The organism is Cryobacterium arcticum (genome assembly GCF_003185895.1).
GTDB classification, from domain to species: Bacteria; Actinomycetota; Actinomycetes; order Actinomycetales; family Microbacteriaceae; genus Cryobacterium; species Cryobacterium arcticum.
The window spans coordinates 1-14,091 of the sequence record NZ_QHLY01000004.1; the positions used below are offsets into that span (position 1 = coordinate 1).

Below are 14,091 nucleotides of genomic sequence, written 5' to 3' on the forward strand. Positions count from 1 at the left end.
TCACATTCCGAACCCGGAAGCTAAGACTCTTTGCGCCGATGGTACTGCAGGGGGGACCCTGTGGGAGAGTAGGACACCGCCGGACTTAACTTAGCAACAACAGAAAAGCCACCCCACCGGGGTGGCTTTTCTGCGTTTAACCCCCACCCCATCCCGCGAGCCGTGAGTAAAGCACCAGGATGAGCGCGTTTTCGGGGCTTACCTCACAGCTCGCGAACCACGGCAACCCGCGCGACGACCCCCGAGGGCGCACCACCCGCCGGTCGAGCCCGTCGAGACCCCGTGACCCGGCCTACCCAACGCAAAGGCGCTCGTCACCCGGTCTTGACGAGCTCGACCAGCGAGGCGGGCGCGACCCACACACATCCGCGAGCTGTGAGCAAAGCACCAGGATGAGCGCGTTTTCGGGGCTTACCTCACACCTCGCGAACCACGGCAACCCGTGCGACGACCCCGGAAAGGGCACCACCCGCTGGTCGAGCCTGTCGAGACCCCTTGAGCCGGCCTACCCACCGTCACCTCACGCCCGTCACCGGGTCTCGACGAGCTCGACCAGCGAGGCGGGCGCGACCCACACACATCCGCGAGCTGTGAGACAAGCACCAGAACACACGAGTTTTCGGGGCTTGCCTCACAGCTCGCGAACCACGGCAGCCGTTGAGAACCGCGCGACGACCCCGGAACACGACCCTCCGCTGGTCGAGCCTGTCGAGACCACGCGAAACGGACTGCCCAACGTACCCCACGCCCCGTCACCGGGTCTCGACACGTCCGACCAGCGGGACGGGCGCGACCCGCCGAACAGCGAGGCGGGCACGTCCGGCGGGGTGCAGCGGGGGTTAGCGGTCGGGGAAGCCGTGGGGGTGGCCGGTGAGGACGGGAGACAGCGTGTCCAGGCGGCCACGCTCGAGCAGGTGGCTGGTGTACTCGCGGTTGCGTCGTACATCGGCCACGCCGATGAGCAGGTATTCCGCCGGCACCGGCGGGAGCGGCGAGACGAACGGCGCCACCTCGGCGGCGAGGCTCTCGGCCAGTCGCACCCGGGTGGTGGGGGAGAGTTGGTGAGCCTGGCGCAGGAACTGCGCCACCCGACGGGAGAGCCGGTCCGGCAGGCGTGCGACGTCCACCGTGGCCGCCCAGGACTCGAGCACGGGCGGCAGTACGAACGTGGGTTCGCTGAACCGTGGCACGCGTTCGTGTTGGCTGTACGTGCCGGCGAGCAGGTCGCCCAACCGCTTCGACCGGGAGTTCAACAGCGCGCAGGTCACTGCGAGTCCGCCGAAGGTGAGGAAGATCTCAATCACGCCCATCAGCGCGCGGATGAAGGAGTGTCGCAGGCTGATCGCGCCGCCGTCGTCCCGCACGATGCGCGCCCCGATCGCCCACCGCCCCAGCGACCGGCCGCGGGAGACCGATTCCACCACCATGGGCACGACCAGGAGCGAGAATACGAGCCCCGAGATCGCCAGCGCCTGGGCCAATGCCTCGTCGATGCCGTCGCCGAACAGCAGCGAGACCACGAGCGCCATCAGCAGGAAGAACCCGACGTAGGCGAGCCAATCGATCATGGTTCCCGCGCCACGCAGGATCACGCTGGCCGGCCGAACGTCCAGCGCAACGGCCTCGCCGGTGACAAGCTCGTGCTCGATCAGGGAATCTTCACCATGATCGGCCGCTTTCCAGGGCTGCGCCATGTCTACTATTGAACCAGATGGATCTCGACGCGTATTCAGCGGCGCACCGCGCCGAGTGGGACCGCCTGACCGAACTCGGTCGTCGGCGGCAGCTCAGCGGTGCCCAATCCGATGAACTTATCCAGGGCTACCAGGCCGGAGCCACCCAATTGTCGGTGATCAAGACCGCGGCCGGCTCCACCGTGCAGGGCGACAGGCTTTCGGTGATCCTGTCCCGGGCGCGGCTGCGTTTCACCGGCACGGGCACGAACGTGCTCTCCCAGCTGCCGACCTTCTTCCTCGCCCAGTTGCCGGCGGCGCTCTACCGACTCCGCTGGCTCACCCTGGCCGTCGCGGCGTCGACCGCGATCATCGCCACCCTCTACGCCGTGTGGGCCACGAACAACCCGCAGGTGCTCGCCAACTTCGGTAGCCCGGCCGAACTCGCCCAACTCGCCAACCAGAACTTCGTCGGGTACTACTCTGAGAACCCAGCGGCCTCGTTCGCCGGTCGGGTGTGGACCAACAATGCCTGGGTTGCCGCGCAGTGCATCGCATTCGGCATCCTCGGCGTGTATGTGCCGTACATCGTGCTGCAGAACGCCCAGAACCTGGGCGTGACGGCGGCTGTGATGTTCGCCTACGACCAGGGCGACACGTTCTTCCTCTACATCGCCCCGCACGGCCTGCTCGAGCTGACCGCGATCTTCGTGGCCGCCGCTGCGGGCCTGCGCATCTTCTGGGCCTGGATCGCCCCGGGGCCGCGCACCCGCGGTCAGGCCCTGGCCGAAGACGCGCGCGCCCTGTTCACCGTGGCCATCGGGCTGGTGTTCGTGCTCTTCGTCTCCGGCATCCTCGAGGGTTTCGTCACGCCGGCACCCTGGCCGTGGCCGGTGAAGATCGGCATCGGCGCGCTGGCGCTGATCGCCTTCCTCGCCTACATGCTCGTCCTCGGCGGCCGGGCCTGGCGGGCCGGCCAGACCGGTGACCTCGCCGAATTCGAGGCCGGCAGTCCACGGGTCTTCGCGGGCTAGTCACTTCCGCGAACTGTGAGCTAAGCCCCCAAACTCTCATGTTTTAGGTGCCTTGCTCACGGCTCGCGAACCGGAGGGCTAGAGTCGGCCGGCGGCCTTGAGGGCGATGTACCGGTCCGCCAGCGCCGGCGGCAACTGTTCGGGTGAGCCCGTCACCACGTCTGCTCCGAGCTGCCGCACCGCGGCCGCCACCCGGGCCGAGTCCAGCATGGTGCGCTCGGCCGACGCCGCTCGGTAGAGGTCTTCCCGGTTCGACCGGTCCCGCACGAGATCGACCACGGCCGGGTCGGTGACGGATGCGACCACCACGGTGTGCCGCTGGGTGAGCTGCCCGAGAACCGACAGCAGCCCGGTCGACGCGCCAGGAGCATCCATCGGGGTGATCAGCACCACGAGGGCATGCTGCCCGGTGATCGCCCGAATCTGTCCCGGCACGGCGGTCCAGTCGATCTCGATGAGTTCGGGTTCGATCAAGGCCATTCCGTCGACCATGCGGCTGAGCAGTTCGGCCCCGGATGCGCCCTGCACGCGGGCGCGCACCCGGCGGTCCCAGGCCAGGAAGTCCACCCGGTCGCCGGCCGTCGACGCCAGGGCGGCCAGAAGCAGCGCTGCCTCGAACGCGGTGTCGAGGCGGGGCTCGTCGACTACCCGTGCGGCCGAGGTGCGGCCGGTGTCGATCACGATCACGATTCGCCGGTCACGCTCCGGCCGCCAGGTGCGTACAACGACATCGTTGCGCCGGGCGGTGGCCCGCCAGTCGATCGATCGAACGTCGTCGCCGCGAACGTACTCGCGCAGGGAATCGAACTCAGTGCCCTGCCCGCGCACGAGCACGCTCGTGCGGCCGTCCAGTTCCTTGAGCCGGCTGATCCTGGACGGCAGGTGCTTGCGGGAGTGGAACGGCGGTAGGACCCGGATGCGCGCGGGCGCGAGCAGGGTGGCCTGCCGGGCCCACAGCCCGAACGGCCCGGTCGAGCGAATCGTGACATGCGCTGCGGTGCGCTCACCGCGCCGGTACGGCCGGAGGGTGAGGGACAGCATCCGGCGCTCACCCGGCGGCAGGACGATCGCGGTGCGGTTGTTGCCCGCCCCCGCGGACGGCTGCCAGGCGTCGCGCACGATGCCGCGCAGCCGGCGCCGGCCCTCGTTGGAGAGGTAAAGCTCGCTGGTGACTTCTTCGCCCAACCGCACCCGGCTGGGCAGCACGCGGGAAATACCGACCCGGCGGGGCGATGCGGCCAGGGCGAGGTCGATCCCGCCCAGCACCAGAGCGAGCAGCAGCCAGCCGCCGAGCACGGCCAGGGCCTCCTCGGGGGTACCCCCGAGCAGCACGATCGGCACGACGCCGAGGGCGACGAGGAGGACGAAACGGCCGGTCAGCGTCATCGTTTAGATCGGAACCTGGACCTGCTGCAGCACGCCGTGCAGGATGGTGTCGACGGTGATGCCCTCGAGTTCGGCCTCGGGGCGCAGCTGGATGCGGTGCCGCCAGACGGGCAGCACCATGGCCTGCACGTGGTCGGGGGTGATCGACGAGTAGCCGCTGAGCCAGGCCCAGGCCTTGGCGGAGGCGAGCAGGGCCGTCGTACCGCGCGGGCTCACGCCCAGTTTGGCCGACGGGCTGTTGCGGGTGGCCCTGGCCAGGTCGACGATGTAGGCCAGCACGTCGGGGCTGGCCCCGACCGCGGCAACGGATGCCTGCGCGGCGGCCAGCTCGGCCGCCCCGAGCACCGGGGTCACACCGGCCGCCGTGAGGTCGCGCGGGCTGAACCCGGTCGCGTGCCGTCGCAGCACTTCGAGCTCGACATCGCGCTCGGGGATGTCGAGCACGAGCTTGAGCAGGAACCTGTCGAGTTGCGCCTCTGGCAATGTATAGGTGCCCTCGTACTCGATCGGGTTCATGGTCGCGGCCACGATGAACGGCTCCGGCAGCGCGAGCGACAGCCCGTCCACGCTGACCTGGCGTTCTTCCATCGCCTCCAGCAGCGCCGACTGGGTCTTCGGCGGCGTGCGGTTGATCTCGTCGGCGAGCAGGATGTTCGTGAAGACGGGACCGTTGCGGAACTCGAACTCGCCGGCCTTGGCGTCGTAGATCAGTGACCCGGTCACGTCGCCGGGCATCAGGTCTGGAGTGAACTGCACCCTTTTGGTGTCCAGGCTGAGCGCCTGGCTGAGCGAGCGCACCAGCAACGTCTTCGCCACCCCCGGTACGCCTTCGAGCAGCACGTGGCCGCGGGCAAGCAGGGCGATGATCAGCCCGGTCACGGCTCCGTCCTGGCCGACGACGGCCTTGCCCACCTCGGTGCGCACCTGCGCCAGCGCGTGGCGCAGGCTCTCGACCGACTCGTCGGCGGGGCCCTCTGCCGGAAGGCCGGCGGGGGCAGCGTCAGCGGATGTTGCGGGGTGACTGGTCATGGTTCCATTCTTCCGGTTGACGGAGGGGATGCGGGGGAGTCGCCGGCACCGGGCGCTGAGCCCGGCGGCCGGGCGGCGAGCACCGTGGCGCTTTCGAGGTCGTCGATGGCGTCCGAGAGGGTCATCATGGCGGCGTCGCCGGCCGGCTCCTCGCCGACGAGGACCGCGTGCACCCGGTCGGGGGAGCGCCCGGTGAGAGCGGCGACGGAGCGGATCACTTGGTCGAGGGGCGCCGTGCGGGGAAGCCCGGCCGCCTGCGCCATCCGGGTGATCGCCCCCATCCGGAGTGCGTCGATCGCCCGCAGGCGGGCGTTGCCGCGGGCGTAGAGCCGGGCGCGCCCCTCCATGGTCTCGCTGGCCCGCACGACCACCGGCAGGTTCTCGGCCACGAGCGGGCCGAACCGGCGGCCACGCCACACCATGGCGGCAGCGGTGACGACGAACAGGAGCAGCAGCACCGGCGTCACCCAGCCCGGCGTGAGCGCGCCCAGCGAGGGCGGGCCGGTCACCGGCACATCCGCCAGGGTGGGCAGGTACCAGACCAGGGTGTCCTCGGTGCCGAGGAGGTTGAGGGCCAGGGCGGCGTTACCGAAGCTGGCGATGGTCTCATTGGCGAAAACGGCGGTGTCGGCCACCAGGGTGAGCGTGTGGTCGGCCGTGACCCGTTCAATCACGGAATATGCCGCGTCGCCGCTCGGGAAGCAGCCGGTGTAGCCGGCGGCGTCCGAGGGCAGTCCGAGGGTCTTGCCGCCGGGTGAGATCGTCCCGGCGCGCTCCGCCGCGGCAACCGGGCAGTCGGCGTCGAGGGAATCGGCCGTGGAGACCCCGCCGAATCCGACCCCGGGCGCCAGAGCCTGCAGGGCGGTGAAGTCCGGGTCGACCAGCACGGTGTGCCGGGCGAGGCCGGGGAGGTCGGCCAGCTGCTCCGAACTGAGATACCCGGATGCGTCGGTGACGAACAACGTCGCGTTCCCGGCCTTCCCGGTTGCGTCCGCAGCCTCCTGCAGGGTGTTCACCGGAACGACGGTGACGCCCTGCTGGCGGAGCACCTCGACGACCGCCATGCCGCCCACCGGTGCGGGGTTGTCGGCGGCGAGCGGAGGACCCGCTGTGCCGCCGGCACCGGCGAAGAGGAAGGCGATGATCGCCACGACGATCGCGCCCGCACCGGCCACCAGCCAGAATGCCGAGCGGCGAAGTGCGGCGCGGATGGTGGGGGTGCTTGACCGGGCGGAGAAAGTCGGCGTGGCGGTGCTCACCGGGTCACCAACGCCGCCGGCTGTGTCGATGCCGGGCGGGCGGCGCGGAGATCGAGGTCAAGGGCGGTCAGTGCGCGATAGCCCGGTTCGGAGCCCTCAGCGCCCAGATATCGAACGCTCTCGAACACACTCGCGCTCTCCTGCAACCGGCCGCGTTCGGTGGGGAAGGCCGTGGCCGCCAGCTCGGCCACCGTATGGGCCGTCGTGCCGGGGGTGGGTCGCACTATGGTGCGTTCGGCCAGGCCCTGGGCAATGGCCCGGAACGCCTCTTCGCTCGCCAGTGCCCAGTCGCCGGCGGTCGCCGCAGCGGCTGCCGCCCGCCGGATCTGGTCGGCGGTGCGGCGGTCGTCGGCGGTGAACAGCCCGGCCGCCTGGGCGCGGCGCCGAGCGCGCCGGGGCAGCCCGAAGATCAGGATGGCGGCAACCAGCAGGCCGACGGCAACCAGGGTGGCGACCACGGGAACCCAGGCGGTGCTGCCGTCGCCGACGAACGACAACGACGAGAACCAGTCCAGGATGGCCTGGGACAGCCGGTCGAACCAGGTGGGCTGGGCCGCTTGATAGGGGGCTTTGGCGAGCTCGTCCCGCAACCACTGCTGGGCTTCCGGCGCGTCGGGATCGACCGGGATCCCCGACCACACCCCGCCGAGCGCCCCCAATGCGATCATGCCCAGGGCGACCCGGGGTCGGGCCGGCCGGCCTCGGCCCCGGGCAGATCGCCGCCGCCGACGAGATACGGGTCGGTCACGCCACTGCCGGGAGCCGCTTCGACGAAACGCTGCAGTTCGAGGTCGAGGCCTTCCTTACGCATCCGCAGGTCGATATAGACCAGGGCGACCGCGGCGGACTGCACGACGGCCGCGACCGCGCCAAAGACCAGGCTGATCAGGATGGTGAGGATGTAGAGGATGCCGGCTGGGATGTAGGCCTCGAAGCTGGCGTTGGGGTCGATCAGGCTGATCACCACGCTGAACAGCAGCGAGAGCGGGGTGGCCACGATCTGGGCCACGACATTGACGATCAGGGCGATGAGCCAGAGTACGCCGAGGGTGCGCCAGAAGAAGCCGCCCGTGAGCGACCAGGACCGGCGGATCGACTGCCGGATGCCGAGGCGCTCGAGCACGATCAGGCTCGGCACCACGGCGGTCTTCGTGCTGATCCAGGCGGCCAGCACGATCAGGCCGAGCCCACCGAAGACGCCGACGAGTACGGCCAGTGCGATCCACGCGCCGCCCAACAGGGCGCAGACGAAGACCAGGCCGCCGACGAGCAGCACCCCGACGAGCAGTGCCGCCGTCAGGAGCAGGGTCCATCCGACCAACGGCCAGACCCGGCTGCCCACCCGGCGCCACAGCGCCATCATCCGAAGCTTCTCGCCCAGGGTGGCCCTGGCCACCTCCTGCACGATGATTCCCTGCAGCAGGGCAGACGCCACCACCGCCAGGGCCATCGGGATCAGGGCGGAGAGCACGATGGTGAGCACGGCGCCGGCCTCGACGGCGTCCTGCTCGTCGACGGGGGCGGACGCCACCCGGCTGAGCGCGAAGAAACTGACAGCGCCCACGGTGACGAGGGTGACCAGCACAATGGCGGCCTGCACGAGCAGGGCGCTGCCGAACGTCGCCTTGGGGTTGCGGCGCAGAACCTGGAACGGCGCCCCGAGCAGGGTGCCGAAACCGAGCGGCCGCAGCGGGATCAGGCCCGGCTTGGGCGGCGGGGTCCACGCCGGTGGTGGGGTGCTGGCCCCGTAGCCGCCGCCGGGCGGAGGTGTCGGTGGCGAGGCCGGCGGCGGGAAGGCGGGGGGCGTGGGCGGGCCCGATGGGGCGTACTCGCCGTAGCGGGGTACGCCGGGAGGGGTGGTCGGGGGGTGCCAGTCTGGGTCCGTCACGCCTCCATGCTGGCATACCCGCGCGCCATGCGGGGCGCTGTCAGAAATCTTGCGGCCGTGTCGACTATTCTGGTGCCAGAGATTGCCCGCGTACTGCGCGTAATTGCCCGGTGACCGGGCGGAAAACGGATGTATGAACTCACGCATTTTGGTTGTCGACGATGACCCCGCACTGGCTGAGATGATCGGCATCGTTTTGCAGGGGGAGGGCTTCGAGCCGCACTTCTGCGCCGACGGCTCGCTCGCGCTCGACGCCTTCCACAGTGTCGCGCCCGATCTGGTGCTGCTCGACCTGATGCTGCCCGGCCTCGACGGTATCGAAGTGTGCAGCCTGATCAGAGCCGAATCCGGCACGCCCATCATCATGCTGACGGCGAAGTCCGACACCACGGATGTCGTGAAGGGCCTGGAATCGGGCGCCGACGACTACATGGTCAAACCGTTCAATCCCAAGGAACTCGTCGCCCGCATCCGCACCCGGCTGCGCCCGGTGCCGGTGGAGACGCCCGCCAGCCTGCAGATCGGCGACCTCATCGTGGATGCTGCCGGCCACGAGGTCAAGCGCGGCGACCAGAGCATCAACCTCACGCCGTTGGAGTTCGACCTGCTCCTCGCGCTGGCGTCCAAGCCGCAGCAGGTGTTCACCAGGGAGATGCTCCTCGAACAGGTCTGGGGATACCACTACAAGGCTGACACCCGACTGGTGAACGTGCACGTGCAGCGGCTGCGCGCGAAGGTCGAAGACGACCCGGACAACCCGCGCATCGTGATGACAGTGCGCGGTGTCGGCTACCGGGCCGGCGCGGCCGGCTAGGTTCCCCGGTGTCTGCGCGGTTCGACATGAACAGGGTGGACTGGCGCTGGTGGGGGTCGTGGTCTGCCCTGACCCGCCGGGTCAGGCACGGCTGGCGGCGCTCGCTGCAATGGCGCACGGTGGTGATCACCGTCGCGGCGTCCGGCGCGGCCATCGCGCTGGTCGGTGTCTACATGTCGGTCAGCGTCGGCAACGACCTGTTCCAGTCGCGGCTCAACCAGGTTCTGGTGGACTCCAACCGGGCGGCAACGGCGGCCCAGGGCATCCTGGATTCCTCCGACGCCGCCGACCGGGTGCAGGTGCAGACCCTACTTGAGTCCGCGCGCACCTCGATCTCTGCAGCGTCGTCGAGCCGCCTGGTCGCGGTGTTCAGGGTGCCGGGCCAGGAGTCGTCCACCGTCGCGCCGCAGGACTCGTCCACATTCGGCTCGTCCACCGAGGTGATCTCGCCGTCGCTGCGCAAGTCGGTGCAAGAGGATGCCGACGGCCAGTTCTGGCAGTCGGTGACGCTGGCCTCCGACGACGGTTCGTTCGTGCCCGGCATCGTCGTCGGCTCGCAGATCACCGTTCCGGTCGCCGGACGGTACGAGCTCTACATCGGCTACAGCCTCGCCGACGCCGAATCGACGCTCCTGTTCGTGCAACGCACCCTCGGCGGAGCCGGCCTCGCCCTGATCCTGCTGATCGGCGCCGTCACCTGGATCGTCGTGCGGTTCGTGGTCAACCCGATCCAGGTGGCCGCCGAGACCAGCCAGAAACTGGCGTCCGGCGACCTCGGCGTGCGCATCCCGGAGAAGGGCGAAGACGTGATCGCGACCCTGGCCCGGTCATTCAACGGCATGGCCGACAGCCTGCAGAGCCAGATCAGGGAACTCGCCGACCTGTCCGAGGTGCAGCAGCGCTTCGTCTCCGACGTCTCCCACGAGCTGCGCACTCCGCTGACCACCATCCGTCTGGCCGGCGACCTGCTCTACGACCAGCGGGAGAGCTTTCCTCCCGCCACCGAACGCACCGCGGAACTGTTGCACACTCAGGTGGAACGCTTCGAACTCCTGCTCGCCGACCTGCTGGAGATCAGCCGGTACGACGCCGGATCGGTCGAGCTCGAGTCCGAACCCACCAACCTCGTCCACCTGGCCGAGGGGGTCATCGACGGCATGCGCTCGCTCGGCGACTCGAAGGGCAGTGAGATCAGCCTGGTCGCGCCCGGCGGGCATCTCAACGCCGAGGTCGACCCGCGCCGGGTGCGCCGCATCGTCAACAACCTGATCGGGAACGCGATCGAACACGGGGAGGGCAAAGCCATCATCGTGTCGGTCGACAGCAACGAAAGCGCGGTCGCCCTGTCGGTGCGGGACTACGGCATGGGCATGACCGAGGAACAGATCCTGCATGTTTTCGACCGGTTCTGGCGGGCGGACCCCTCCCGCAAGCGCACCATCGGCGGCACCGGTCTGGGGCTGGCCATCTCCCTCGAAGACGCCACAGCGCACCGCGGCTGGTTGCAGGTGTGGTCGAGCCCGGGGGCCGGGTCCTGTTTCCGGCTCACCCTGCCGCGGCGCGCGAACGGGGCCATGACCCGGTCGCCGAACCCGCTGCCGCCGGCGGATGCCGCCGCACCCGGATTCGTCTCCACCCACGCCGAACCGAGAAGAGACCACCATGTCTAGGCCGATCAGGCTGCTGGCCGCCGCCGTGGGCCTGGCGCTCGTGCTGGCCGGCTGCTCGAGCATCCCGCGCAGCGGACCCGTGCAGGTCGGGCAGGATGCCGTCACCGGCGAGAATCCCGCGCCGGTGTTCCTGCCGTTCGGCCCGCGCGCTGGGGCCACGATGGAAGAGATCCTGGCCGGGTTCATCGACGCCGCCACCAGTCCAGACAACAACTACGAGATCGCCCGGGAGTTCCTCACCCCCAGTTTCAGCACGGCCTGGAAATCCGACACCGGCGTCACCGTCGACGACGGCTCCGGCCGGACCTTCGCCGCCCTCAACGAAAGCACCATGCAGTTCTCGGTGCGCCCGGTGGCCGAAGTGAATGCGATCGGCGAGTACCACGAGGAGACCCCGTCGGCGAGCCTGCCGCTGCGGTACGAGTTCATGCAGGTGGACGGGGAATGGCGCATCAGCGTCGCCCCGAACGGCACCGTGCTGGACCAGACCACCTTCAAGGATGTCTTCAGCGCGCAATCGCTGTACTTCTTCGACCCCGACTATCGCTACCTGGTGCCGGACGTGCGCTGGTACCCGCGCGGTGCATCCACCCCGACCAAGATCGTCAACGGCGTGCTCAGCGGCCCGAGCGAATGGCTGGCCGGCGCGGTGACGAGCGCGTTCCCCGAGGGCACGGCCCTCACCGCCGATGCGGTCACCGTCGTGGCCAGGGATGCCAAGGTCGACCTCAACAGTGAGGCGCTGAACGCCGACCGGATCACCCTGCAGAGAATGAAGAGCCAGCTGGAGAACAGCCTGCCGAGCGGCCTGACGGTGTCGATCACCATCAACCAGAATTCCCAGGACATCGACGCGCTCGGTGCGGCTGAACCCGTGGTCAACCCCCGCGTGGACGCCAGGGCCCTGGTGCTCCGCGACGGCGAATTCGGCTTCCTGGCCGCGACCGGCAAGACGGTCAACCCGCTGCCGGGACTGAGCGAGGCCATAGCCGCCCTGTCCCCGACCTCGGTGACCCTGTCGCCGTCCCAAACGGCGGCGGCGGCCCTCACCGCGCAGGGTGTGTACGGCATCCGGGTGGGCGATGAGGCCCGGATGCTCGATCCGCGGCAAGGCCTGATCGCCCCGTCCATCGACGGATCCGGCTACGTCTGGTCGGTGCCGGCCGACCGGCCCAACGAGCTGTTCGCCTACAACACCCAGGGCGCCGCCCTGGCCGTTCCCACGCCGTGGCAGGACGCCGCCACGATCGCCGCGCTCAAGGTCTCCAGGGACGGCACCAGGGTGATCGCCCTGCTCAGCGCCGGCGGTGAGACCCGCCTGGTCGTGGCAGCGGTGCTGCGGGAGAACGGTGCGCCGGTCGGCCTCGGTGACCCTGTGCAACTCGCGGTGGGAACGGGAACCCCGGTCGACGCGACCTGGATCGACCAGAGCACGGTGGCCTACCTGAGCGTGCAGGCCGACGGAGAGGACCGCATGGTCTCGCACGAGATCGGCGGAACCAGCGTGCGGCTCGAGTCCTCGACCGGCATCAAGACCATCACGGGCAGCAACCTGCTGCGGGACCTGCGGGCTCTCTCCACCGACGGTTCCCTGCTGGTGCAGCGCGGGGTCGGCTGGCAGGAACGGATCGACGGCGTCACCCTGGTCGCGACTCAGCAGGGCATCGGCGGCTGACCGGCCGCTCCTGCACGGGGCCGGCCGGCCGGCGGTTCTGCACCGGCCGTGCTCTCGCCCGCCCGCGCCGGGTGCCACCGGCCAGGGTGGGCCGATGGAACCGGAACACCGGATGCAGGGATGGGTGCGGCAAGCCGTGCGCGCGGCAGTGCTCGACGCCTGGGCGGTGCTGCTGCCCGCCGAGTGCAGTGGGTGCGGCCGGCCCGACCGCGCCCTCTGCGCGGCCTGTGCGGCCGCTCTGCGAGCCGACCCGCGCCCATCGGTCCGGGGCGAGCTCACGGTCTGGTCGGCCGTCGACTACAGCGACGTGACCGGCCGGGTGCTGGTGGCGTTCAAGGACGGCGGCCGCACGGATGCCGCGCCGGCGCTCGCCGCGGCCCTGTCCGTCGCGGTCGCGGCGGCTCTGGCGGCCACGGCCGACGCGGAGCCCGGCATCCTGCTGGTCACCGTGCCGTCCTCCCGGCAGGCGTGGCGGGCCAGGGGATTCCATCCCGTCGACCTGCTCCTGGCGCGCGGCGGCCTCCGCCCGGCCGCGCTACTCCGGCCGGCGGGCCGGGTCGCCGACCAGGTGGGGCTCGGCCGGGACCAGCGCCTCGACAACCGCCGCGGCTCGCTGGTCGCCGCCAGGGACCTCACCGGCTGCCGGATCGTGCTCGTCGACGACATCGTCACCACCGGTGCGACACTGCGGGAAGCCGCGCGGGCCATCCGTCATGCCGGCGGCGAAGTGGTCGGCGCGGCGACTGTGGCCGAAACCCGTCGGCACCACCCGGACAACTCCCGTTCACCGGAAACAGATTGACAAATACTGTGACTTATCCAGCTGGCACGACTACGGTTGTGCCAAAGGCGCGTACCAATCGCCCGGATCAGGGGCGGTTCGCCAGATCTGGAGGTCGTCATGGAAACTAACATTGTTGGACGAAACCTGGGGATCACTGATCGCTTCCGGGAATATGCGACGGAGAAGGCCGAGAAGATCGCCGGCCTTGCTGAGAAAGCCCTCGCCCTGGAAATCAAGGTCAGTCGTCACACCGAGAAGAGCGGTGCCGCCGGTAACGACCGCGTGGAACTCACCCTCATCGGTAAGGGTCCGATCGTTCGGGCCGAGGCCGAAGGCAGCGACAAGTATGCCGCCTTCGACATCGCTCTCGGCCGGTTGCTCGAGCGTGTTCGCCGGGCCAAGGACCGCAGGAAAGTGCACCGCGGCGGAGCCCACCGCCCGACCTCGCTGCACGACGCTTCGTCCTCCGGCTTTGCCGTGATCGACATCGTCCCCGCCGACGGGGAAACGCTGGAGCGCGTGCGCACCGGCGCCATCCCGGTCGTGCAGGAGGACACCGAAGCCGCGGTCGAGGCCGAAGAGGTCTACTCGCCCGTGGTCATCCGCCGCAAGGTCTTCGCTGCGGCCCCCATGACCGTAGACGACGCCCTCTATTTCATGGAGCTCGTCGGGCACGACTTCTACCTGTTCCAGGATGCGGAGTCGCACCGGCCCAGCGTGGTCTACCGCCGGAAGGGCTGGGACTACGGTGTCATCGAACTGGACCCGGATTCCGACCAGGCGCGGGTGCTGGCCTCGGTGGCCAGCGAGTCCAGCTCCTGACCAACTAGCATTGCTATAGTTGCCGGCTAGGTCGGCGCTACGTGCGTCCGACCGGAC

General features: G+C 69.7%; 12 protein-coding genes and 1 rRNA gene. 7 read left to right on the plus strand and 6 right to left on the minus strand.

Features of this window, described 5'->3' with window-relative positions; translation table 11 throughout:
* Positions 1–85 (plus strand): 5S ribosomal RNA (rrf, locus tag CTB96_RS00795); the annotation flags it as partial.
* 754 nt (positions 86–839) lie between these two features.
* On the opposite strand, the gene CTB96_RS00800 is transcribed toward rrf, so the two are convergent.
* Complete coding sequence (locus CTB96_RS00800) at positions 840–1,694, minus strand: RDD family protein (RefSeq protein ID WP_110125016.1); 855 nt, start codon at positions 1,692–1,694, stop codon at positions 840–842.
* 17 nt (positions 1,695–1,711) lie between these two features.
* On the opposite strand from CTB96_RS00800, the gene CTB96_RS00805 reads away from it, so the two are divergent.
* Positions 1,712–2,707: a stage II sporulation protein M gene (locus tag CTB96_RS00805; RefSeq protein WP_110125017.1), complete on the plus strand. Its 996-nt coding sequence runs from the start codon at positions 1,712–1,714 to the stop codon at positions 2,705–2,707.
* Between the two features lie 78 nt (positions 2,708–2,785).
* Here CTB96_RS00805 and CTB96_RS00810 read toward each other — a convergent pair whose 3' ends face one another.
* From CTB96_RS00810 to CTB96_RS00830, 5 genes are read right to left on the minus strand one after another with little or no spacing between them, the layout of a single operon-like run.
* On the minus strand, positions 2,786–4,093 hold the full coding sequence (locus tag CTB96_RS00810) for a DUF58 domain-containing protein (RefSeq protein ID WP_110125018.1): 1,308 nt from the start codon (positions 4,091–4,093) through the stop codon (positions 2,786–2,788).
* A gap of 3 nt (positions 4,094–4,096) precedes the next feature.
* Positions 4,097–5,122 carry an AAA family ATPase gene (locus CTB96_RS00815; RefSeq protein WP_110125019.1) on the minus strand — a complete coding sequence of 342 codons (1,026 nt, stop codon included), beginning with the start codon at positions 5,120–5,122 and terminating at the stop codon, positions 4,097–4,099.
* Complete coding sequence (locus tag CTB96_RS00820) at positions 5,119–6,381, minus strand: DUF4350 domain-containing protein (RefSeq protein WP_146215718.1); 1,263 nt, start codon at positions 6,379–6,381, stop codon at positions 5,119–5,121. Before CTB96_RS00820 ends, CTB96_RS00815 begins: the two co-directional genes overlap by 4 nt.
* A complete protein-coding gene (locus CTB96_RS00825; RefSeq protein ID WP_110125020.1) occupies positions 6,378–7,049 on the minus strand; it encodes a DUF4129 domain-containing protein in 672 nt (223 codons plus the stop codon). Before CTB96_RS00825 ends, CTB96_RS00820 begins: the two co-directional genes overlap by 4 nt.
* Positions 7,046–8,269: a hypothetical protein gene (locus tag CTB96_RS00830; RefSeq protein ID WP_110125021.1), complete on the minus strand. Its 1,224-nt coding sequence runs from the start codon at positions 8,267–8,269 to the stop codon at positions 7,046–7,048. Before CTB96_RS00830 ends, CTB96_RS00825 begins: the two co-directional genes overlap by 4 nt.
* Before the next feature lie 133 nt (positions 8,270–8,402).
* On the opposite strand from CTB96_RS00830, the gene mtrA reads away from it, so the two are divergent.
* The 5 genes from mtrA (at position 8,403) to hpf (ending at position 14,034) form a co-directional block, all read left to right on the plus strand.
* Entirely contained in the window at positions 8,403–9,083 is a 681-nt protein-coding gene (mtrA, locus tag CTB96_RS00835) for an MtrAB system response regulator MtrA (RefSeq protein WP_110125022.1), read from the plus strand.
* Between the two features lie 26 nt (positions 9,084–9,109).
* Complete coding sequence (gene mtrB, locus CTB96_RS00840; RefSeq protein WP_110125134.1) at positions 9,110–10,753, plus strand: MtrAB system histidine kinase MtrB; 1,644 nt, start codon at positions 9,110–9,112, stop codon at positions 10,751–10,753.
* Positions 10,746–12,428, plus strand: a complete 1,683-nt coding sequence (locus CTB96_RS00845) for an LpqB family beta-propeller domain-containing protein (protein ID WP_181397089.1) — start codon at positions 10,746–10,748, stop codon at positions 12,426–12,428. The genes mtrB and CTB96_RS00845 overlap by 8 nt, the downstream gene beginning before the upstream one ends.
* Positions 12,429–12,522: 94 nt before the next feature.
* Entirely contained in the window at positions 12,523–13,230 is a 708-nt protein-coding gene (locus CTB96_RS00850) for a ComF family protein (protein ID WP_248283148.1), read from the plus strand.
* Between the two features lie 99 nt (positions 13,231–13,329).
* On the plus strand, positions 13,330–14,034 hold the full coding sequence (hpf, locus tag CTB96_RS00855) for a ribosome hibernation-promoting factor, HPF/YfiA family (protein ID WP_110125025.1): 705 nt from the start codon (positions 13,330–13,332) through the stop codon (positions 14,032–14,034).
* Positions 14,035–14,091: the final 57 nt, after the last annotated feature.

What these genes read in the sequence shown, in the direction of transcription:
- CTB96_RS00800 (WP_110125016.1), bottom strand. Translation starts at nt 1,694, where the DNA reads ATGGCGCAGCCCTGGAAAGCGGCCGATCATGGTGAAGATTCCCTGATC.
- mtrA (WP_110125022.1), top strand. Translation starts at nt 8,403, where the DNA reads ATGAACTCACGCATTTTGGTTGTCGACGATGACCCCGCACTGGCTGAG.
- CTB96_RS00805 (WP_110125017.1), top strand. Translation starts at nt 1,712, where the DNA reads ATGGATCTCGACGCGTATTCAGCGGCGCACCGCGCCGAGTGGGACCGC.
- CTB96_RS00810 (WP_110125018.1), bottom strand. Translation starts at nt 4,093, where the DNA reads ATGACGCTGACCGGCCGTTTCGTCCTCCTCGTCGCCCTCGGCGTCGTG.
- CTB96_RS00850 (WP_248283148.1), top strand. Translation starts at nt 12,523, where the DNA reads ATGGAACCGGAACACCGGATGCAGGGATGGGTGCGGCAAGCCGTGCGC.
- CTB96_RS00815 (WP_110125019.1), bottom strand. Translation starts at nt 5,122, where the DNA reads ATGACCAGTCACCCCGCAACATCCGCTGACGCTGCCCCCGCCGGCCTT.
- CTB96_RS00845 (WP_181397089.1), top strand. Translation starts at nt 10,746, where the DNA reads ATGTCTAGGCCGATCAGGCTGCTGGCCGCCGCCGTGGGCCTGGCGCTC.
- mtrB (WP_110125134.1), top strand. Translation starts at nt 9,110, where the DNA reads ATGAACAGGGTGGACTGGCGCTGGTGGGGGTCGTGGTCTGCCCTGACC.
- hpf (WP_110125025.1), top strand. Translation starts at nt 13,330, where the DNA reads ATGGAAACTAACATTGTTGGACGAAACCTGGGGATCACTGATCGCTTC.
- CTB96_RS00825 (WP_110125020.1), bottom strand. Translation starts at nt 7,049, where the DNA reads ATGATCGCATTGGGGGCGCTCGGCGGGGTGTGGTCGGGGATCCCGGTC.